Annotated in this window: 15 protein-coding genes; 6 read left to right on the forward strand and 9 right to left on the reverse strand. The window is 69.2% G+C overall.

Annotated elements, in window-relative coordinates; translation table 11 throughout:
- Positions 1 to 74 precede the first annotated feature (74 nt).
- On the forward strand, positions 75 to 503 hold the full coding sequence (locus tag JI745_RS01410; RefSeq protein WP_201803188.1) for a CBS domain-containing protein: 429 nt from the start codon (positions 75 to 77) through the stop codon (positions 501 to 503).
- 234 nt (positions 504 to 737) lie between these two features.
- Positions 738 to 1,466 (forward strand): triacylglycerol lipase, encoded by a 729-nt coding sequence (locus JI745_RS01415; protein WP_201803189.1) that lies wholly within the window; start codon positions 738 to 740, stop codon positions 1,464 to 1,466.
- A 4-nt stretch (positions 1,467 to 1,470) separates the two neighbouring features.
- Here the strand turns inward: JI745_RS01415 and JI745_RS01420 are convergent, their stop codons facing one another.
- The 7 genes from JI745_RS01420 to JI745_RS01450 all read right to left on the reverse strand — a co-directional run bounded on the left by JI745_RS01420 (position 1,471) and on the right by JI745_RS01450 (position 11,277).
- Positions 1,471 to 2,586: a hybrid sensor histidine kinase/response regulator gene (locus JI745_RS01420; protein WP_201803190.1), complete on the reverse strand. Its 1,116-nt coding sequence runs from the start codon at positions 2,584 to 2,586 to the stop codon at positions 1,471 to 1,473.
- The gene (locus tag JI745_RS01425; RefSeq protein WP_404932789.1) at positions 2,583 to 3,158 is read right to left on the reverse strand and encodes a chemotaxis protein CheB; all 576 of its coding nucleotides are present in this window, start codon (positions 3,156 to 3,158) and stop codon (positions 2,583 to 2,585) included. The genes JI745_RS01420 and JI745_RS01425 overlap by 4 nt, the downstream gene beginning before the upstream one ends.
- A 5-nt stretch (positions 3,159 to 3,163) precedes the next feature.
- Positions 3,164 to 3,994, reverse strand: coding sequence for a protein-glutamate O-methyltransferase CheR (locus tag JI745_RS01430; protein ID WP_201803192.1), 831 nt, complete (start codon positions 3,992 to 3,994; stop codon positions 3,164 to 3,166).
- Between the two features lie 21 nt (positions 3,995 to 4,015).
- Entirely contained in the window at positions 4,016 to 7,510 is a 3,495-nt protein-coding gene (locus JI745_RS01435) for a response regulator (RefSeq protein WP_236674866.1), read from the reverse strand.
- Between the two features lie 94 nt (positions 7,511 to 7,604).
- A complete protein-coding gene (locus JI745_RS01440; protein WP_201803193.1) occupies positions 7,605 to 8,588 on the reverse strand; it encodes a glycosyltransferase family 2 protein in 984 nt (327 codons plus the stop codon).
- A gap of 17 nt (positions 8,589 to 8,605) precedes the next feature.
- Positions 8,606 to 10,045, reverse strand: coding sequence for an RNA polymerase factor sigma-54 (rpoN, locus tag JI745_RS01445; RefSeq protein ID WP_236674867.1), 1,440 nt, complete (start codon positions 10,043 to 10,045; stop codon positions 8,606 to 8,608).
- 230 nt (positions 10,046 to 10,275) lie between these two features.
- Positions 10,276 to 11,277 carry an SDR family oxidoreductase gene (locus JI745_RS01450; protein WP_201803196.1) on the reverse strand — a complete coding sequence of 334 codons (1,002 nt, stop codon included), beginning with the start codon at positions 11,275 to 11,277 and terminating at the stop codon, positions 10,276 to 10,278.
- Positions 11,278 to 11,574: 297 nt separating this feature from the next.
- On the opposite strand from JI745_RS01450, the gene JI745_RS01455 reads away from it, so the two are divergent.
- Positions 11,575 to 12,975 (forward strand): sigma-54 dependent transcriptional regulator, encoded by a 1,401-nt coding sequence (locus JI745_RS01455; RefSeq protein WP_201803198.1) that lies wholly within the window; start codon positions 11,575 to 11,577, stop codon positions 12,973 to 12,975.
- A 64-nt stretch (positions 12,976 to 13,039) separates the two neighbouring features.
- Positions 13,040 to 13,492, forward strand: coding sequence for a PA2169 family four-helix-bundle protein (locus JI745_RS01460; RefSeq protein ID WP_201803200.1), 453 nt, complete (start codon positions 13,040 to 13,042; stop codon positions 13,490 to 13,492).
- A gap of 68 nt (positions 13,493 to 13,560) precedes the next feature.
- Here the strand turns inward: JI745_RS01460 and JI745_RS01465 are convergent, their stop codons facing one another.
- The gene (locus tag JI745_RS01465; protein WP_310738443.1) at positions 13,561 to 15,849 is read right to left on the reverse strand and encodes a transglycosylase domain-containing protein; all 2,289 of its coding nucleotides are present in this window, start codon (positions 15,847 to 15,849) and stop codon (positions 13,561 to 13,563) included.
- A 227-nt stretch (positions 15,850 to 16,076) separates the two neighbouring features.
- On the opposite strand from JI745_RS01465, the gene JI745_RS01470 reads away from it, so the two are divergent.
- Both JI745_RS01470 and JI745_RS01475 read left to right on the forward strand, forming a co-directional pair.
- Complete coding sequence (locus tag JI745_RS01470) at positions 16,077 to 17,111, forward strand: nitronate monooxygenase family protein (protein ID WP_201803202.1); 1,035 nt, start codon at positions 16,077 to 16,079, stop codon at positions 17,109 to 17,111.
- 19 nt (positions 17,112 to 17,130) lie between these two features.
- Positions 17,131 to 17,484: a winged helix-turn-helix domain-containing protein gene (locus tag JI745_RS01475; protein WP_201803203.1), complete on the forward strand. Its 354-nt coding sequence runs from the start codon at positions 17,131 to 17,133 to the stop codon at positions 17,482 to 17,484.
- Here JI745_RS01475 and JI745_RS26230 read toward each other — a convergent pair.
- Positions 17,481 to 19,235, reverse strand: a complete 1,755-nt coding sequence (locus JI745_RS26230) for an MltA domain-containing protein (RefSeq protein ID WP_236674868.1) — start codon at positions 19,233 to 19,235, stop codon at positions 17,481 to 17,483. The two genes, JI745_RS01475 and JI745_RS26230, sit on opposite strands and share 4 nt — an antisense overlap.
- Positions 19,236 to 19,352: the final 117 nt, after the last annotated feature.

The raw sequence follows: 19,352 nt of genomic DNA on the forward strand, positions 1-19,352 counted from the left end.
CAGGAGCAAGCGCTGTTCCGAGCGCGCGGTATGCGGGTTGCCGGTGATGTGTTTCCCAATGAAGGAGAGCTGCCATGCAAACGGTATCCGAGGTGATGACCCGCAACGTCGAGGTCATCGCGCCCGAAGAGTCGCTGCAGCGCGCTGCCCAGCTGATGGACGAACTGAACGTCGGCGCACTGCCGGTGTGCAACGGAAAGAAGCTGCTGGGCATGATCACCGACCGCGACATCACGGTGCGCGCCGTCGCCGCAGGCCAGGGGCCGGCGGAGACCTGCGTGTCCGACGTGATGAGCGAGCGCGTGCGCTGGGTCAGCGAAGACGACAGCACCGAGACTGCCGCGCACCAGATGAGCGACATGCAGATCCGCCGGCTGCCGGTGCTCAATGCACGCCACGAGCTCGTGGGCATCGTGTCGCTGGGCGACCTGGCCACGCACGACACGCAGCATGCCGACGAGGCCCTGCGCGAGATCTCCACACCTTCGCAGCCGGACCGCTGACACCCCGTGCGCTTTGCCACGCCTGCGCAAACTTTGCAGCAGCTTCGTGGCCGCGCCGCGCGCTCCTTCAAACACGGGGGGCTCCCTCGAGTGCGGGTGGATGCCGCATGGCCACTCGGCAAAACTGCGTAGGCGAATTCGCACATCCGAATGGTCTTCACTGCCGATGGGCGAGACGTCCTGCGTCACCCATGATGCACCGCAGTAGAGATCTTCTCGGAAAGGATGGAGCAGATGAACAAGTCGATGGCAGCCCCTCACCCCCAGGTCGTGGCCCCTTCACTGGCGCTGCTGGGCGTGGAGCCGTTCAGAGCGGTCATCGAATACGCGACCATGCACCTGATGGACCGCGAGGCCTTGCCCGAGGGCGACGGCCACCCGGTCATCATCTTTCCCGGCCTCGCAGCCGACAAACGATCGCTCGTGCCGCTGCGCAACTGCTGCGAAGCCCTCGGCTACGCGGTCTACGACTGGGAGCAGGGCTTCAACACCGGCCCGAAAGGCGACATCGACGAGTGGCTGCACAACCTGGCCACCCATGTGCGCGGCGTGGCCTCGCTGCACAACCGGCGTGTGAGCCTGGTCGGCTGGAGCCTCGGCGGCATCTACGCCCGCGAGATCGCCAAGCTGCAGGCGCCGATGGTGCGCCAGGTCATCACGCTCGGCACGCCCTTCCTGTCGCGCGGCGAAGAGACCAACGTCGCCTGGCTCTACCGGCTGGTCAACGGCCAGCCGCCCTTCGTCGACGACAAGCTCGCCGCTCGGCTGCGTGAGACGCCGCCGGTGCCCACCACCTCGATCTACTCGCGCACCGATGGTGTGGTGGCCTGGGAGACCTGTGTGCTCGAAGGCGACTGCGACGGCGAGAACGTCGAGGTGGAAGGCAGCCACATGGGCCTGCCCTGGAACCCGCAGGTGCTGGCCATCGTGGCCGAGCGCCTGGCCCGGCCCGAGACGGCCTGAGCGTTCATTCGCGCGGCAGGCTCACGTCGAAGCGCGTGGGCTGCCCCGGCTCCGACGAGACCTGGATCGTGCCGCCGTGCGCCTGCACGACCTGCTGCACGATGTAGAGCCCAAGCCCCAGGCCTTCGGTGCGGTTGCTCTGCCGCTGCCCGCGCCGGAATGGGTCGAAGATCGACGGCAGCAGCTCGGCGGGGATGTTGCCCTCGTTGAGCACCGACATCACCACCCGGTCGCTGCGGCGGCCGTCGAGCTTCACGGTCACGGCGTTGCCGGTGCCGTGGCGCAGCGCGTTGCCGATCAGGTTGGAGGCGACCTGCACCAGTCGGTCAGCGTCCCACGCGCCCTGCAGCTTGCCCTCGGTCTGCAGCTCGACCTGCCGGTCGGGGTTGAGCACCTGGCGCTCCTGGATCACGCCCTGCACGAGCGAAGCCAGGTCGACCGGCGCGCGCGTGATCGGGATGCCGTGGCCCAGGCGCACCCGGGTCACGTCAAGCAGGTCCTCGATCATGCGGCCCATCCACTTGGCGCTGCGCGCGATGCGCCCGCCGATGACCTGCGCGTCTTCGTCGGCGCGCTTCTCGAGGATCTTGGCCGAGAGCTGGATGGCCGAGAGGGGGCCCCGCAGGTCGTGGCTCAGCACCGCGGTGAACATCTCCTGGATGCGCAGGGAGTTGGTGCGCTCCTGCAGCTCCCACGCGAGCTGCTGCTTCTGCCGCCACAACTGGAAGAAGACCTCGGCCTTGCTCTTGAGGATGTGCGGCTCGATGGGTTTGAAGAGGAAGTCGACCGCGCCGCTCTCGTAGCCCTGGAACTGGCGATGCCGGTCGCTGCTGCCGGCGGTGACGAAGATGATGGGCACGTCGCGCGTGCGCTGCACGCCGCGCATCATCTCGGCGAGCTGGAAGCCGTCCATCTCGGGCATCTGCACGTCGATCAGCGCGAGCGCCACTTCGTGCACCAGCAGGATCTCCAGCGCTTCGGTGCCCGAGCGGGCCTGCAGCAGCTCCACCTCGTCGTCGGCGAGCAGGGCCGACAGGGCGTGCAGGTTCTCTGCCAGGTCGTCGACCAGCAGGCACTTGACCTTCGGGCGTGGTGCGGGGTGGCGGTTGTCGAGGTTCATGCTGCGGTGGCGGCCAGTTTGGCGATGAGTTCGGCGATGCCGGTCAGCGGCAGCACCTGGGCGGCGGGGCTCGCACGCAGTGCCGATTCGGGCATGTAGGGGGAGGGTGCCTCCGAGGGCTGCTGCACGGCCGTGAGGCCGCCGGCACGGTGCACGGCAGCCAGACCCGCGGCGCCGTCCTGGCTGGCGCCGGTGAGCACCACGGCGAGCAGGTGTTCGCCGTAGACGTCGGCAGCGGATTCGAACAGCACGTCGATCGAAGGCCGCGAGAAGTGCACCGGCTCGTCGACCGAGAGCGCGAAGCTCGGCCCCTCGTCGACCAGCAGGTGGTAGTCGGCCGGCGCGAAGTAGAGCGTGCCGGGCTCGATGGGTGCCTTGTCGCAGGCCTCGCTCACCGGCAGTGCGCATTGGCGCGCGAAGATCTCGACCAGCAGGCTCGGCTTCTCGCGCGGCAGGTGCAGCACCACGATCACCGGCACCTGCAGATCGGCGGGCAGCGCGGGCAGCAGGACCGCGAGCGCGTCGACCCCACCGGCCGAGCCGCCGATCACCACGGCCTGGATTCGGGGCATGGCACTCATCCTTCGCTGCGCCTCTGGTAGATGCGCTCTTCGGCCACGAAGTCGTCGAAGGCGTCGCGGTGGACCGAAAAGCGCAGCGACTCCTTGCTGCCCAGCCCCAGGAAGCCCTTGCGGCACAACGCGCCGGCAAAGAGCCCCAGCGCGCGGTCCTGCAACTGCCGGTCGAAGTAGATGAGCACGTTGCGGCACGAGACCAGGTGCACCTCGGCGAACACGCTGTCGGTCGCGAGGCTGTGGTCCGAGAAGACCATCTGCTGCCGCAGCGACTTGTCGAACACCGCGCGGCCATAGGCGGCGGTGTAGTGGTCGGAGAGCGACGAGTGGCCGCCGCTCTTCTGGTGGTTCTGCGTGTAGAGCGCGATCTGCTCCAGCGGGTAGACGCCCGCCTCGGCGCGCTTCAAGGCATCGGTGTTGATGTCGGTGGCGTAGATCAGCGTGCGCTCGAGCAGGCCCTCCTCGCGTAGCAGGATGGCCAGCGAGTAGGCCTCCTCGCCCGCACTGCAGCCCGCCACCCAGACCTTGAGCGACGGGTAGGTGCGCAGCAGCGGCACCACCTCGTGGCGCAGCGCCCGGTAGTAGCCCGGGTCGCGGAACATCTCGCTCACCTGCACCGTGAGGTAGTCGAGCAGCGGCGGGAAGGCGCTGGGGTCGTGCAGCAGCTTGTCCTGCAGCTGCGAGAGCGTGCTGCAGCCGAAGCGCGTCATCGCAGTGCCCAGGCGCCGCTTGAGCGAAGCGGTGGCGTAGCCGCGGAAGTCGTAGTGGTACTTGTGGAAGATCGCGTCGATGAGCAATCGAAGCTCGATGTCCTGGTCCCGAGAGATGGGCATGGGGTGGTGGCTCGGTGGGTGTCACTTCGGCATCCACACGCGCACCAGCGACAGGAGCTTCTCCACGTCGAGCGGCTTGGCGATGTAGTCGTTGGCGCCGGCGGCCAGGCAGCGCTCCTGGTCGTCGCGCATGGCCTTGGCGGTGAGCGCGATGATGGGCAGGCGCTTCCAGGTCGCATCCTTGCGGATCTCGCGCATGGCGGTCAGGCCGTCCATCTCCGGCATCATGATGTCCATCAGCACCAGGTCGATCTGCGGCTGCTGGGGCTCGCGCGACTGGGCGAGCACGTTGAGCGCTTCGCGGCCGTTGCGGGCCAGCACGACCGTTGCGCCGCGCGGCTCCAGCACGCTCGTGAGCGCGAAGACGTTGCGCACGTCGTCTTCCACCACCAGGATGCGGCGGCCTTCGAGGGTGCTGTCGCGGTCACGCACGGTGCGCAGCATCTGCTGCATCTCGGCCGGCAGGGCCGACTCCACCTGGTGCAGGAAGAGCGTCACCTCGTCGAGCAGCCGCTCGGGCGAGCGGGCGTCCTTGATGATGATCGAGCGCGAGAAGCGCCTCAGCTGCTGCTCTTCGTCGGGGCTGAGCGAGCGGCCGGTGTAGACGATCACCGGCGGGAAGGCGCTGTCGCCTTTGTCGTCCTGCTCGGCCATGCGTTCCAGCAGCGTGTAGCCGGAGAGGTCGGGCAGGTTCAGGTCCATGATCATGCAGTCGAAGGTCGTGCCCTTGAGCGCCTCGAGCGCCTGGGCGCCGGTCTCGGCCGAGACGATCTGCACGCCCTCCACGTTGCGCAGCAGGTGCTCGATGCTCTCGCGCTGGCGTGCATCGTCTTCCACCACCAGCACGCGGCGGATGCTCTGCGAGAACTTGGCCTCCAGCTTCTGCAGCGCGTCGACGATCTGCGAGCGCTTCACCGGCTTCAGGTCGTAGCCGAGCGCGCCGCGCTCCAGCGCCTCGTGCGTGTAGTCGGCCACCGAGAGGATGTGCACCGGGATGTGCCGCGTCTGCGCGCTGTGCTTCAACTGGTCGAGCACGCCCAGGCCCGAGTGGTCGGGCAGGTTCATGTCGAGCAGGATGGCGCGCGGCCGGTACATCGCAGCGGCGGCCAGGCCGTCGCTCGCGGTGTGCGTGATGACGCATTGGAAGTTCATCTCGCGGGCGAGGTCGCGCAGGATCACGGCGAAGCGCGGGTCGTCCTCGATCACGAGCACGGTGCGCGAGTTGACGGTGAGCTGCGCGCGGTCGTCCTCGATCTGCGGCGCGGCAGGCGCACGGCGGGGCTCGGGGCTCGCAAGCGGCACGACCGGGGCCTCGACGCGCTCCAGCGGGGCGGGTGCTGGCCGCGGCGCGGGCACCACGCGGCCGGCCGTGCGGATGGTGGGCAGGTGCAGCGTGAACACGCTGCCGGCGCCGGGGCTGCTCCGCACGGTGATGTCGCCGCCGAGCAGGCGCGCGAGGTCGCGCGAGATCGAGAGGCCGAGCCCGGTGCCGCCGTACTTGCGGTGGGTGCTGCCGTCGGCCTGGCGGAAGGCCTCGAAGATCAGCTCCTGCTGGCTCTCGGCGATGCCGATGCCGGTGTCGCGCACCGCGAAGGCCACGCCGCCGGCTTCGGCCGAGACCTGCAGCGAGACCTCGCCGGCCTCGGTGAACTTGAGCGCGTTGGAGAGCAGGTTCTTCAGGATCTGGCCCAGGCGCTGGCCGTCGGTGCGCAGGTGCTGCGGCACGTCTGCATCGATGCGGGACGACAGCGCGAGGCCCTTCTGGCCGGCCTGCGGCTGCAGGCTGCGGACGAGGCCCTCCACCGTCGGCCCGAGCGGGATGTTTTCCTCGTGCACCTCGACCTTGCCGGCCTCGATCTTCGAGAGGTCGAGGATGTCGTTGATGAGCGTGAGCAGGTCGTTGCCGGCGCCCGAGATGGTCTGCGCGTAGCGCACCTGCTCCTCGGTCAGGTTGCCCTGCGGGTTGTCGGCCAGCAGCTTGGCGAGGATGAGCGTCGAGTTCAGCGGCGTGCGCAGCTCGTGGCTCATGTTGGCGAGGAACTCGGTCTTGTAGCGGCTGGCCCGCTCCAGCTCGGCGGCGCGCTCCTGCAGCACCTGCTGGGTCTGGGCCAGCTCGTCCTTCTGGTTCTCGAGCAGGGTGGCCTGGCTCACGAGCTGGGCGTTGGTCTGCTCGAGCTCGGTCTGCTGCACTTCCATCTGGGCCTGCGAGGCCTTGAGGGCGCGTTCCTGTTCCTCCAGCTCCTCGTTGCTGACGCGCAGCTCTTCCTGCTGCGCCTGCAGCTCCTCGGCCTGGCGCTGCGTCTCCGCGAGCAGCTCCTCGAGCTGCGAACGGTCGCGCGAGGCGCGCACGGCGATCGCGAGCTGCTCCGACGCTTCGCCGATCAGCGCGCGCTGTCGCTCGCTGACCGCGCCCAGGAAGCCGAGCTCGATGACGGCCTGCACACGGCCGTAGACCATGGCCGGTGCGATGAGCAGCTCGCGCGGCGTGGTGCCGCCGAGGCTGGAGTTCACCCGCAGGTAGCCCTCGGGCACCTGGGTCACGTGCAGCAGGCGCTTGTCTTTCGCGGCCTGTCCGAGCAGGCCTTCGCCGGGCTGCACCACGGCGCTGCGCTCTTCGGCGTCGAATGCATAGGTGGCCACGCGGCGCAGGGTGCCGTCGCGCTCGGCGGTGTAGACGGCGCCGACCACCACGCCCAGGTAGTCGGCCAGGAAGGCGAGCACGTTGCTGCCGAGCGCTTCCAGGCGCTGGTCGCCCTGCAGCGTGCCGGCAAGCGTGGCCTCGCCCTGGCGCAGCCAGAGCTGCGTCTCGCGTACCAGGTGCTCGCGCGACGACCGCCAGGCCGAGTAGAGGATGAGCGACAGCAGCACGGCCGCGGCCGCCCAGGTCACCAGGTTGGAATAGTTGACCGCGGTCTGCCAGCGCTCCTGCTGCTGCGTGAGGCGCGTGCGTTCCTCGCCTTCGATGTCGCCCACCACTGCGCGGATGCGGTCCATCGTCGCGCGGCCACGGTCGGAGCGCACCACGCCGAGCGCGCCTTCGCGGTCGCCGTTGCGCTGGAGCACGATGCTCTGCTCGAGCTCCTGCAGCTTGTCGGAGATCAGGCGCTCCAGCGTGTCGATGCGCTGCAGCTGCGCCGGGTCGGCCTCCAGCATCTTGCGCAGCGCCTGCAGCCGGGCCGACACCGCCGCCTTGCCCTCGGTGTGCGGCGTGAGGTAGGTCTCCTGCCCGGTGATGAGGAAGCCGCGCTGGCCGGTCTCGGCGTCCTTCATGCTGCCGATGACCGTCTGCAGCTGCTCCATCACCACGTTGGTCCGCGCGATGGCGTCGGCCGCCTTGCTGCGTGTTTCCATCACCTGCTGCCACACCAGCGTGATCACGATCACCGCGAGCGCCTTGACGACGTAGAGCACGAGCGAGGCCACCGGCAGCGGCAGCAGCTTGCGCCAGTCTGTCGCATTCGAGCGCAGGGCGTCGGTGGAGGTGCCTGGGGTGCCGGTCATGGGTGGAGCGCTCATGGAATGCTTGTTTTCAGCTCGTGGAAGGGTCTCGGTCAGGAGCGGATGATGAAGGCATCCGCCAACCTGCGGGCGCGGGCGGTATTTTTGGCCCTCACAGGAACAGCACCCTGAAGTGGATCGCGCCGCGCAGCCGCCAGTAGACCGCCACGAAGGGGATCAGCGCCGAGGTGGCCAGCACCTCCAGCACGTGCGACGGGCTGCGGCTGGTGTCGCGCAGCCGCTCGACGGTCAGGGTCAGCACCAGCACCAGCAACGTGAGGCCGCACGCGGAGGCGATCTCCGGCTGGCCCGCAAAGGGCAGCAGCACCATCGCCAGCGCCAGCGCGACGATGAGGTAGTAGTTCCACGGCGGCGCATGCCGGATGCGCTGGCGGTACAGCCGCGGGTGCTTCTTGTAGAGCAGGGCGTCGTAGAAGGTGCTGCGCTGCAGGGCCAGGCTCAGGCCCCAGGGCGCGGCGCGCACCGGGTGCACCACCTCCGCCCGGGAGCTGCGGCCCACGTGGCCGGCCTGCGTCATCAGGCGGAACTGCAGGTCGGCGTCTTCACGGCCGGGGTGGGCGAAACGTTCGTCGAAGCCGTTGACCCGCACCAGCGCCCAGTGCCGCACGAAGACATTGGCCGTCACGAACTCGGCGCGCGCGAGCTGCGCCGCGGTGTTGCGCGCGTGGTCGGTGGTCTCGCCGCGCAGCGGCACGCTCACCCGGCCGCACATCGCCACCCAGTCGTGGTGGATGCGCATGGCGCGTTCGCCTTCGGCCAGCCAGGTGGGCGCGGGCACGGCGTCGTCGTGGGTGAAGGCGATCAGCTCGCCGCGGGCGGCACGCCAGCCCACGTTGCGGGCGAGCGCGGGGCCGCGGCCGTTGGCCGGCCTCAGGTAGCGCAGCTCGGCGGCGAGAGGCGCGCCTTCGCGGATCGAGTCGACCAGGTGGCGCGTGGCGTCGTCATGGCCGTCGTCGACCACGATCACCTCGAAAGCATCGGGATCGAAGCGCTGGGAGAGCACGGCCGTGAGACAGCGCAGCAGGTGCTGCGGGCGCTTGTCGGTGAGGATGACAACCGAGATGCGCGGGGCCATCTGTCTCTCTGGCCCCTTCAGGCCCCAGCCCGGCGGCGCTCCACGGCGTCGACGTTCAGCAGATGGCGGTATTTCGTCACCGTGCGGCGGGCCACCACGAAGCCTTGCTGCGCCAGCTGGCGGGTGATCTCGGCATCCGACAGCGGGGCACCGGGTTTCTCGTTGTCGATCATGTCCTTGATGAGCCCGCGGATGGCGGTGCCCGAGAAAGCGGTGCCGCTGGTGGCCGTCATCGCGCGCGAGAAGAAGTACTTGAGCTCGAACACGCCCGAGGGCGTGGCCATGTACTTGTTGTTCGTGACGCGCGAGACGGTCGACTCGTGCACGCCCACCTCTTCGGCGATCTCTTTCAGGCCCATGGGCTTCATCGCGAGCGGGCCGTAGTCGAAGAAGTGGTGCTGGCGCTTCACGATGGCCTGGGCCACGCCGAGGATGGTGGCGAAGCGCTGCTCCACGTTGCGCAGCGTCCAGCGGGCCTCGCGCAGCTGCGAAGCCAGCTCGGGGTGCTGGGCCTGCTGGTGGCGCTGGAACATCTCGGCATACACGCGGTGCAGCCGCACCTTGGGCACGATCGCCGGGTTGAGCGAGACCGTCCACACGTTGCGCACCTTCTTCACGATCACGTCGGGCGTGATGTAGCGGATGTCGGCGGAGCCGAAGCGCCAGCCCGGCCGCGGGTCGAGCCGGCGGATGCGCGCGCAGGCCGCGGCCACCGCCTCGACCGGCCGGCCCACCTGCTTGGCGAGCGTCGCCACGTCCTTGTGGGCCAGGCTCTCCAGCTTCTCCGACACTAGCAGGCGCACCAGCTCGCGCTCCTGCGGGTCTTCGATGCCGTCGAGCTGCAGCAGCAGGCACTCGACCACGCTGCGGGCGCCCACGCCGGCCGGCTCGAGCGACTGCACGCGCTTGAGCGCGATCTGCAGCTCGGGCAGCGTGACGGCCGGGTCGAGCTCGATGACCGGGATCAGCTCGCCCAGGTCGGCCAGGCGCAGGTAGCCGTCGTCGTCGAGCGACTCGACGATGGCCTCGGCCAGCGTCATGTCGCGCGGCGAGAGCGGCAGCACGTGCAGCTGGCGCAGGAGGTATTCGCTGAGCGAGGTCTCGGCGGCCACGCGGTTCATCGGCGAGCTGTCGAGGTCGTCGCTGCGCGGGGTGTCGGAGGGGCCGGCGGTCTGCCAGCTGTCGCGGGCATCGTCGCCCTCGTCGTCGTGGGCGGCGGTGGAGAGGGGCGTGCTTTCCAGGGCGCTGGCGTGCGTCGCTTCGGGCACCACCAGGTCGGGCGTGGCGACGGCCTCGCCGGTCGGCTCGTCGTCCACGGTGTCGAGAAAGGGGTTGCTGTCGGCTGCGGCCTGCACCTCATGGGCGAAGTCGAGCGAAGACAACTGGAGCAGGCGTACGGCTTGCTGCAAACGCGGGGAGAGCCCTTGCTGCTGGCGCTGCTCGGTGTGCAAGTACATCGAAGTCATTGAAGGCCGTGTGATGTGAAGGGATGGCGGCCTTCAATGCAACGACCGTGCCTCGGCGTTTCGCGCACCGCCGGCATCGGCCGCGAGCCCGCATGTTTGCTCGCGTTGCGCGGCTCGGGCTCACGCCGGCCACGCAGGGTCGAACGGCCCGGCGTGGAAGACTTTGCCGGTCGCTCGCAGCTTTTGCTGCAAACGGCGTGCCGCTGGAGCGGCGCAGCCGATCACTCCGCGCCGACGCTGCCGGTGATCGGCAACACGATGCCGGTGATGTAGCTTGCACACACCGGCGACGCGAGGAACACGAAGGCCGGCGAGATCTCTTCAGGCTGCGCAGCGCGCTTCATCTGGGTCTTCTTGCCGAACTCCGCCACGTCCTGCGCGGACTTGTCGGCCGGGTTGAGCGGCGTCCACACCGGCCCCGGCGCCACCGCGTTGACGCGGATGCCCTTGTCGATCAGGTTGCTGGCGAGCGACTTGGTGAAGGCGTGGATCGCACCCTTGGTCGCCGAGTAGTCGAGCAGCTGCGCGCTGCCCTGCAGGCCGGTGACCGATCCGGTATTGATGATGCTCGCGCCTTCGCGCAGGTGGGGCAGGGCGGCGCGCGCCATGTGGAAATAGCCGTGCACGTTGGTCCGCAGCGTCTCGTCGAGGCGCTCGTCGGTGATGTCTTCGAGCGAGGCCGCGTGCTCCTGGAAGGCGGCGTTGTTGACGAGGATGTCGAGCTTGCCGAAGGCCTTCACCGTCTCGTCGACGGCCTTGCGGCAGAAGGCGGCGTCCTTCACGTCGCCGGGGATGAGCAGGCAGCGGCGGCCTTCCTGCTCGACGTGGCGCTGCGTCTCCTCGGCGTCCTCGTGCTCGTCGAGGTAGACGATGGCCACGTCTGCCCCTTCGCGGGCGAAGAGCACCGCCACGGCTCGGCCGATGCCGGAGTCGCCGCCGGTGATGATCGCCACCCTGTCCTGCAGCTTGTGGCTGCCTTCGTAGTCGGGGGCGAGGAACTGCGGCTTGAGCTGCAGGTCGGCTTCAAGGCCGGGCTTTTCCAGGTGCTGGGCGGGCAGCTTGGCGGGCTGCTCGCGCGCGCCGGCCTGCACGGGGGCCGACTCCTTCTGCTTCGCTTCGGGCTTGGCGGCCTGGTCGCGCTGGTCCTGGCTGCGCTGGATCTTGCGCTGCTGCTGGACGGTCGCGTCGGTCGGGGCTCGGGGCTTGTCTTGTCGGTCAGGCATGCAGGGTTCCTTGAAATGTCGTGGATGCCGGCATGTGAAATCGGCGGCAAAACTTTCCGTTTTTGAAAGTGAATGTGGCCGCCGTGTAAGACGATTCCGACAAGCAAATCGGCACGCCCTGACGCGGCTTTTTGCACATCTTGGGCAAGATGAAGCCTTCGACAACGACGCAATTCGGTCACCACAACAACACCGAAGCCCCGGTCACGAGCCGGGCGCATCGGGCGAAAGGAGACCTCGCGGCAATTCCTACAGGGTTGCCACTCCAACCGATTCAGTAGTACTGGAGCAAACGGAATGCCACACGTTTTGGTAATTGACGACGACAGCGATTCGGCCGAGACCCTGGCCATGCTTGTCGCCACCGAAGGTTTGACCGTCGCCACCGCAGGCTCGCTGCGGGATGCGCGGCGCCAGATGGCGCTTCAAACGCCTGACCTCGTGTTGCTCGACCTCGTGTTGCCGGATGGAAACGGCCTCGAGTTGCTGGAAGACACCCGCTCGCTGCCCAATACCGAAGTGGTGCTGGTGACGGGCCATGCGAGCCTGGACACCTCCATCCAGGCCCTGCGTCGCGGCGCGGCCGACTACCTGGTGAAACCGGTGGCGCCGCAGCAGTTGCAGAAACTCATCGCGCGTGTGAGCGCGCCATGCCCGCTTCACCAGGAAGCGCAAGACCTCGAAGCCAAGCTCGAGAAGGACGGCCACTTCGGCGCCCTGTGGGGCCGCTCGCCCGTCATGCGGCGTGTCTATGAGCAGGTGATGCGCGTGGCCTGCACGCACGTCACGGTGTTCGTCACCGGCGAGAGCGGCACCGGCAAGGAAGTCGTGGCCCGCACGGTGCACGACCTGAGCCGCCGCCGCGCGCGGCCATTCCTCGCGGTGAATTGCGGCGCCATCTCGCCGCAGCTGATCGAAAGCGAGATCTTCGGCCACGAGAAAGGCAGCTTCACCGGCGCCGACCGCCAGCACCAGGGCTTCTTCGAGCGCGCGAGCGGCGGCACGCTCTTCCTCGACGAGATCACCGAGATGCCGCTCGACCTGCAGGTGAAGCTGCTGCGCGTGCTCGAGACCGGCACCTTCATGCGCGTGGGCTCGACCACCGTGCAGCAGACCGACGTTCGCCTTGTCGCAGCGACCAACCGCGACCCGATGGAGGCTGTGCGCGCCGGCAAGCTGCGCGAAGACCTGTTCTATCGCTTGAACGTCTTCCCCATCGCACTCGCGCCGCTGCGCGAGCGCTCGGAAGACATCCCGCTGCTCGCTCAGCACTTCCTCGACCAGATCTCCAAGCGCGAAGGCCAGCGCAAGCAGTTCGCCCCCGCGACCCTGCAGCGCCTGCAGGCCTATCGCTGGCCGGGCAACGTGCGCGAGCTGCGCAACATGGTGTGCCGCGCCTACGTGATGGCCACCGACACGCTGATCCACGATGCCTGCCTGCCGGGTGACCCGGCACAACCGGCGAGCCCGGCCGATGCCTCGAGCGCGCCGTCGCTCACCATCCAGGTGGGTACGGCACTTGCCGAGATCGAACGCAGGGTGACGCTTGCAACGCTGGAGTACCTTGGCAACCACAAGGAAAAGACCGCTGCAGCGTTGGGCATCAGCCTGAAGACCCTCTACAACCGGCTCAAGGAGTACGCCACCTTGCCGGACGGCACGCTGTCCAAGCAGATCGCCGTGGAGGAGGGGCCCTGAAAGCCTGACGACCCGCTCTCGACGTGTCGTCCAGGCCTCCTGAAGCAGTACGAAAGGAAAGCCCATGAGCCACGATGACATCGTCGATACCTTGAATGAGCTGGTCGAGACCTCGAAAGACGGCGAACTCGGCTTCACCGCGTGTGCCAAGCACGTGCAGTCGAGCGACCTGCGCGATCTCTTCCTGCGCCGCGCCGAGGAGTGCCGCAAAGCGGCGAGCGAGCTGCAGACCCTGGTGCTGGAGTACGGTGGCAAGCCGGACTCCGGCGGCTCGGCCACGGGTGCGTTGCACCGCGGCTGGGTGGCGGTGCGCGGCTCACTCGCGGGTTACAGCGATCACGCGATGCTGGAAGAGTGCGAACGCGGCGAAGACGCCGCGCTCGCACGCTACCGCGCCGCGCTTCGCGAGGAGGCCCTGCCCGAGCCGGTACGGGCGGTCATTGCCCGCCAGCAGCTGGGCGTGCAGGCCAACCACGACCAGATCAAGCGCTTGCGCGACATCGACAAGGCAGCCTGACGGGCGCTGCGCATGACAAAGGCCGGCATTCAGCCGGCCTTTTTCTTTTTGGGCGCTGCGATCGTCTTCTACTGCAGCGGCGAGGTCGACATCGACGCGCCGGCCGGGCCGCCCGACGACCAGCTGTCGCGCCGGCCGAGGGTCTGGATGAGCTGGTCGAGCTCCTGCGACGTCTTCGGTGGCGCGTCGTCGCTCGGCGCCGCGTTCTCGGCCTGCGTGTCCTGCGGCGGCACTTCGAGCCGGGCGATGGATGCGCCGTCGCGCTCGCTGATCGGCGACCAGCTCGCCATCACCGCGCCGGGCGACTGCGGGTCGGCAAAGCGTGCCCGTGCGTCCACGAGCCCGCCACGCAATGCGTCGCGGAAGAAATCGCCCACCAGCAGGATGGCGTTGTGGCCGCCCTGGCCCCAGTAGTCGCTGCGCATCGTCACCCGAGAATCGTTGAAGCCGACCCAGGCGCCGGCCACGAGGCGCGGGTGCATCAGGATGAACCAGCCGTCGGTGTTGTTCTGCGTGGTGCCGGTCTTGCCGGCCACGTCGGCCGCGATGCCGAAACGCGTGCGCACCATCGTGCCGGTGCCTTGCGACACCACGCCACGCATCATGTCGACAAGCGTCACGGCCGACTCAGGCGACATCGCACGCCGCGGCGACGAGCCGAACTCGGCGACGATGCGGCCGTCGCGGTCACGGATGCGCTTCACGACGAGCGGCTCGCGCCGCACGCCTTCATGCGCGATGGTGGCGTAGGCGTTGACCATCTCCAGCAGCGTGACCGGGCTCGTGCCGAGCGCGAGCGAGGGCACGGGGTCGAGCCGGCTCCGGTCGACGCCGGCGGCCTGGGCGAGCGACACCACGCGGTGGATGCCCACGTCCTGCATCACCTGCGCGGTGATGATGTTGCGCGAGTGAACGAGGCCGTCGCGCAGGGTGATGGTGGTGCCGGTCGGGGCCGTCATGTCGGTGGGCTTCCACACGCTGCCGTCGGTGCTGCGGATCTCGACCGCCTGGTCGAGGTAGGCGCGCTGCGGGCGAATGCCGCCCTCCAGCGCCGCGCCATACACGAAGGGCTTGAAGGTCGAGCCGGGCTGGCGCGCGGCCTGTGCCACGTGGTCGTACTGGTCGAGCTTGAAATCGCGGCTGCCCACCCAGGCCTTCACTTCGCCGGTCGTCGGGTCCATCGCGGCGAAGCCGGCTTCCAGGCGTGTCTTGCGGGCCTTGAGCGCAGCGATCCACTCCTTGTCGGACGAGAGCTCGCGCAGGGCCTTCTCTTCGCTCGCGCCGCCTTCGACGGCGCGGCGGAACTCCGGCGTCTCGCGGATCGCCGCGTTGAGCAGCTCTGGGCGCTGGCGCCAGAAGTAGGCAAAGGGCTCGGCACGACGCGCCAGGCGGGCGCCGCCGAGCGAGGTTTCGGGCAACTGGGCCTGGCTCCACTCCACGTCGGCGATCTGCTGCAGGGCTTCGGCCTGGCGCTCCACCGCCTGCTCGGCGGCGCGCTGCAGCGCCATCACCAGCGTGCTCTCGATCACGAGGCCGTCGGTGTAGAGGTTGATGCCGCGCGGCTCGGCCCATTCGAGCAGCCATTTGCGTGCGTGGTGCGTGAAATGCGGCGCGGGGCCGGATGCTTCGGCCTGGCGGTTGAGGCTCACCCGAAGCGGCTGCGCAGTGAGCTGGCGCAGGCGGCTGGCGTCGAGCGCGCCGCGCTTGTGCATCTGTGCGAGCACCAGGTTGCGCCGGTCGCGCGCGCGATCGGGATTGAGCACGGGGTTGTAGTAGCGCGGGCCCTTGAGCATGCCCACGAGCGTGGCGCTCTCCACCTCGTTCAGGTCGGCTGCCGACTTGTTCCAGTAGGTGCGCGCGGCCATCTCCACGCCCACGGCGTTGAAGAGGAAGGGCGCGGTGTTGAGGTAGGCCTCGAGGATCTCCTGCTTGGTGTAGAGCTGCTCGATGCGCAGCGCGGTGACCAGCTCCTTGAGCTTGCGGTGCAACGAGCGGCTGCGGCCGATCTCTTCGGGGAAGAGGTTGCGTGCGAGCTGCTGCGTGATCGTGGAGCCGCCCTGCGTGCGGCCGGTGGCGGTGTTGTAGATCGCCGCGACGAGGCGCTTGTAGTCCACGCCGCCATGCGTGTGGAAGCGGTGGTCTTCGGTCGCGAGCAGGGCGTCGATCAGGTGCGGCGAGACCTCCTCGACCGTCACGCGCTGCTTCGGGCCGCGGCTGAAGGTGGCGAGCACCTCGCCATCGGCCGAGAGCAGCACCGAGGGCCGGGCCGAGGTGACCTGGCGCAGGTCGTGCGCATCGGGTGCGTGGCGAAGGAGATGGGTGAAGTAGGCCGCGCTCAGGCCGACGGTGAGGCACACGCCCGCGATGCCGCTCCACAGAGCGATGCGCGCCGGTCGCCATCGGCTCGAGCGAGACCGTGGCGTGGGGGCGGGCGGCGGTGGGTCTGAGGCGGGCGGTGGCATGCCGGGATGGTGGTGTCACCTGCAGGAGGTGGCTGTAGGACGGCAAGCCAATGCACGGTCAGCGGCGCTCGGCTTTTGCAGTCGCGCGCGGGTACGATGAAGTGATTCACCGAGGACATGAGATGCGCATCCAAGACCTTCTGCAAACCGAGCTGCCCATCATCCAGGCCCCGATGGCCGGTGTGCAGACAAGCCCGCTGGCCATTGCCGTGATCGACGCGGGCGGCGTGGGCTCGCTGCCCGCCGCGATGCTCGCGCTGCCCGCGCTGCAAGACGAGCTGAAGGCGCTCTCGGCCCGCGGCGGCGCGTGGAACGTCAACTTCTTTTCCCACACCACGCCCGCGCCCGATGCGGTGCGCGAGGCCCGCTGGCGCGCGCGGCTCGCCCCGTACCACCGGGAATACGGCATCGACATCGACAAGGTGCCCGCCGGCGCCGGCCGGCAGCCGTTCAGCCACGAAGCCGCCGATGTGCTGGAGCCTTTCAAGCCACCGATCGTGAGCTTCCATTTCGGCCTGCCCGCGCCCGACCTGCTCAAGCGTGTGCGGGGCTGGGGCTCGCGCATCGTGTCGTCGGCCACCACGGTCGACGAGGCGCTGTGGCTGCAGGAGCACGGCGTCGACGCGGTGATCGCGCAGGGCCTGGAGGCCGGCGGCCACCGCGGCCACTTCCTCGACCATGACCTGAGCCTGCAGCAGGGCCTGCTGACGCTCCTGCCGCAGATCGTGGCGGCCGTGAAGGTGCCGGTAATCGCCGCAGGTGGCATCGCCGATGCGAACGCCGTGAAGGCGGCGATGGCGCTCGGCGCCTCGGCCGTGCAGGTGGGCACGGCCTACATGCTGTGCCCCGAAGCGCAGACCTCGGCGCTGCACCGCGCCGCGCTGCGCAGCCCGCAGGCGCGCCACACGGCACTCACCAACCTCTTCACCGGCCGGCCGGCGCGCGGCATCGTGAACCGGCTGATGCGCGAGCTGGGGCCCCTGTCGGCCGATGCGCCGGAGTTTCCGACCGCCACCGCGGCGATTGCACCGCTGCGCTCGGCCACGGAGGCCAAGGGGCTGGGCGACTTCACGCCGCTGTGGTCGGGGCAGCGGGTGGGGAATGTGGAAGGGCTCGGCGCCGCGGCGCTCACCCGCGCACTGGCGAAGGGTCTCTGAGGACGCGTACCACGCCTCCATGAAGAAGCCTGCCCCCAGCGCAAAGTTCAGGTTCCGCATCACGGTGGGCGATGCCATCGCCATCGGGCCCGGCAAGGTGGCCCTGCTCGAGGCCATTGCGGCCACCGGCTCGATCTCGGCGGCGGCGCAGAGCCTCGACATGTCGTATCGCCGTGCCTGGCTGCTGCTGGACGAGATGAACCGCATGCTGCGTGCGCCGGTCGCCGACTCGGCGCGGGGCGGGGCGGTCCGTGGTGGCAGCGAGATCACCGAGGTGGGCCGCCAGCTGATCGAGACCTATCGCCGGATCGAAGCGAAGGCGGCCGAGGCCTGCGCCGATGAGATCAGGCAATTGCAGTCGCTGATCGACTAGTCCACCTCCACGCAGAACTCGCCGTCCGGCACGAGGCACCCGCTGTCGGCCTCGGCCGTGCCCAGCGCCACGCCGCGCGTGAGCAGCTTGCTCGACGCGAGCCGGTTGGCCTCGGCAGTGGGCAGCATCACCCACATCTGGCCACGGTGCTTCGTCGAGCGGGCCATCTGGCCGGCCTCGTTGCCGAAGCCCCAGAAGTAGTCGGCCCGCACGGCGCCGCGGATGGCGCCGCCGGTGTCCTGTGCGAACACCAGGCGTTGCATCGAGATGGCCGAGCCCTTGGGGGCCGGGGCGCTCAGGTAGACGGGGTAGCCGAGCGGCGTGACACGCGGGTCGACGGCGACCGAGCGGCCGGGCGTGAGCGGCACGCCGAGCGCGCCCTGCGGGCCTTCGGTCATGGGCCGGTCGGCCACGGTCTTGAAGAAGACGAAGCTCGGGTCGGCCAAGAGGCGGCCGGTGACGGTGGCCTTGGCCGGCTTCGCGGCGGTGGTGGTGGCCGCAGGGGCAGGGCGCCTGGCGGGAATGCCCGCGTTCGACCCGGCGGCCGGCGTGGGCGAGGATTTGCGCGCGCCCTTCAACAGCTCCTCGACCAGTGGGTCGTCCTTGGCGCTGCTGGTGCTCGACGTCGCCGGTGATCCCTGGGCTGGCTTGACCGACATGCCACGCGTCAGCACCGGTGTGTCGTCGGCGGGCTCTTCGGCGGCATCGCCTTCGATCACGAAGCTGTCGGGTTGCTCGCCGCCGCCCGCAGGCGCACCGAGGCCTCGCGTGGCGACGCGCACGTTCTGCTTGGGCACCACGCGCAGCGGCTTGAAGGGGTGGCCGTTCTGCTCGGCATATTGCAGCCTCATGATCTGGCCGTCGGGCATGCGCACGCGGCCGGAGCCTTGCACCTGCATGGCGTAGAGCGCGAGCGGGTCGTTGACCCACACCACCACCGGTGCGTCGATGCCTTGCGGCAGGCCGAGCGCTTCGAGCTCGGCGCGGGTGTAGTAGGGCTCGACCCGCGCATCGGGCGCCCCGGCCTTGCCGACCAGGCGCACGCGCAGGCGGCGGTCGCGGTCGTCGAGCTCGAAGCGGCGCATGTCCATCGCAAAGGTGGCGGTGTCGCCCGGCTGCGCGGGCAGCAGCAGGTTGCCTTCCGGGCGCACGCGCACGACCGCGCGTCGCTGGGCCTTGGGCACACGTGTCCAGTCGATGGTGTAGAGGTCGCGCGGCACGCCGAGCACCGGCGTGCTGAATTCGGCATCGCGCTGCATCTGGCCTTCGAGCAGGGGCTCGAAATAGCCGGTCACGTCGCCATCGCCGCGGGCGTCGGTGTGGAGGATGCGCAAGAGCGTGAAGCGGCTCTCGAAGAAGCTGCGCATCGCGCGGGTGGTGGGCGGCACGGTCTTCGCCGAGGCGCAGATCTCTCGCCAGTCGTCGCGCTTCTGCAGCACCTCGCATGAGTTGCGAAAGGCGCTCCAGCTGGCGCGCATGTCGTCTTCCTGCCAGCCGGGCAGCTCGTCGTAGCTCGCGAGCTTGAACATCGCGTTGCGCGTGCGCACCTCGGTCGGCCCCTTGGGCGCGGCCTTGCCAGTGCTGGCGGGCACGCGCTGAGGCGTGTTCGTCAGCGCGGGTGCTGCGCCGGCCTGAGGCGCCGGTGCCGACGAGGCCGCAGGCGGTGGAGGCTTGCTGGACGAGCAACCTGCAAGCCCCGCCACGACGGCGAGCGCGAGGCCCAGGGCGGTGCGGGTCGGCAGGCGTTTCATGGTGGGAAGCCTAGGCCTTGCGTGGCCGCGGTCCAACTGACCTTCGTCAACCGGGGCCTCATCCATCTGCCGGATGACCTTGGTCACGCGGCGCGCCCAGGCGCCGCCGGTATTCTG

The sequence above is a fragment of the Piscinibacter sp. HJYY11 genome, assembly GCF_016735515.1.
Lineage (GTDB): Bacteria > Pseudomonadota > Gammaproteobacteria > Burkholderiales > Burkholderiaceae_C > Rhizobacter.

What these genes read in the sequence shown, in the direction of transcription:
- JI745_RS01420 (WP_201803190.1), bottom strand. Translation starts at nt 2,586, where the DNA reads ATGAACCTCGACAACCGCCACCCCGCACCACGCCCGAAGGTCAAGTGC.
- JI745_RS01415 (WP_201803189.1), top strand. Translation starts at nt 738, where the DNA reads ATGAACAAGTCGATGGCAGCCCCTCACCCCCAGGTCGTGGCCCCTTCA.
- JI745_RS01475 (WP_201803203.1), top strand. Translation starts at nt 17,131, where the DNA reads ATGAAGAAGCCTGCCCCCAGCGCAAAGTTCAGGTTCCGCATCACGGTG.
- JI745_RS01460 (WP_201803200.1), top strand. Translation starts at nt 13,040, where the DNA reads ATGAGCCACGATGACATCGTCGATACCTTGAATGAGCTGGTCGAGACC.
- JI745_RS01410 (WP_201803188.1), top strand. Translation starts at nt 75, where the DNA reads ATGCAAACGGTATCCGAGGTGATGACCCGCAACGTCGAGGTCATCGCG.
- JI745_RS01435 (WP_236674866.1), bottom strand. Translation starts at nt 7,510, where the DNA reads ATGAGCGCTCCACCCATGACCGGCACCCCAGGCACCTCCACCGACGCC.
- JI745_RS01450 (WP_201803196.1), bottom strand. Translation starts at nt 11,277, where the DNA reads ATGCCTGACCGACAAGACAAGCCCCGAGCCCCGACCGACGCGACCGTC.
- rpoN (WP_236674867.1), bottom strand. Translation starts at nt 10,045, where the DNA reads ATGTACTTGCACACCGAGCAGCGCCAGCAGCAAGGGCTCTCCCCGCGT.
- JI745_RS26230 (WP_236674868.1), bottom strand. Translation starts at nt 19,235, where the DNA reads ATGAAACGCCTGCCGACCCGCACCGCCCTGGGCCTCGCGCTCGCCGTC.
- JI745_RS01425 (WP_404932789.1), bottom strand. Translation starts at nt 3,158, where the DNA reads ATGCCCCGAATCCAGGCCGTGGTGATCGGCGGCTCGGCCGGTGGGGTC.
- JI745_RS01455 (WP_201803198.1), top strand. Translation starts at nt 11,575, where the DNA reads ATGCCACACGTTTTGGTAATTGACGACGACAGCGATTCGGCCGAGACC.
- JI745_RS01470 (WP_201803202.1), top strand. Translation starts at nt 16,077, where the DNA reads ATGCGCATCCAAGACCTTCTGCAAACCGAGCTGCCCATCATCCAGGCC.
- JI745_RS01440 (WP_201803193.1), bottom strand. Translation starts at nt 8,588, where the DNA reads ATGGCCCCGCGCATCTCGGTTGTCATCCTCACCGACAAGCGCCCGCAG.
- JI745_RS01430 (WP_201803192.1), bottom strand. Translation starts at nt 3,994, where the DNA reads ATGCCCATCTCTCGGGACCAGGACATCGAGCTTCGATTGCTCATCGAC.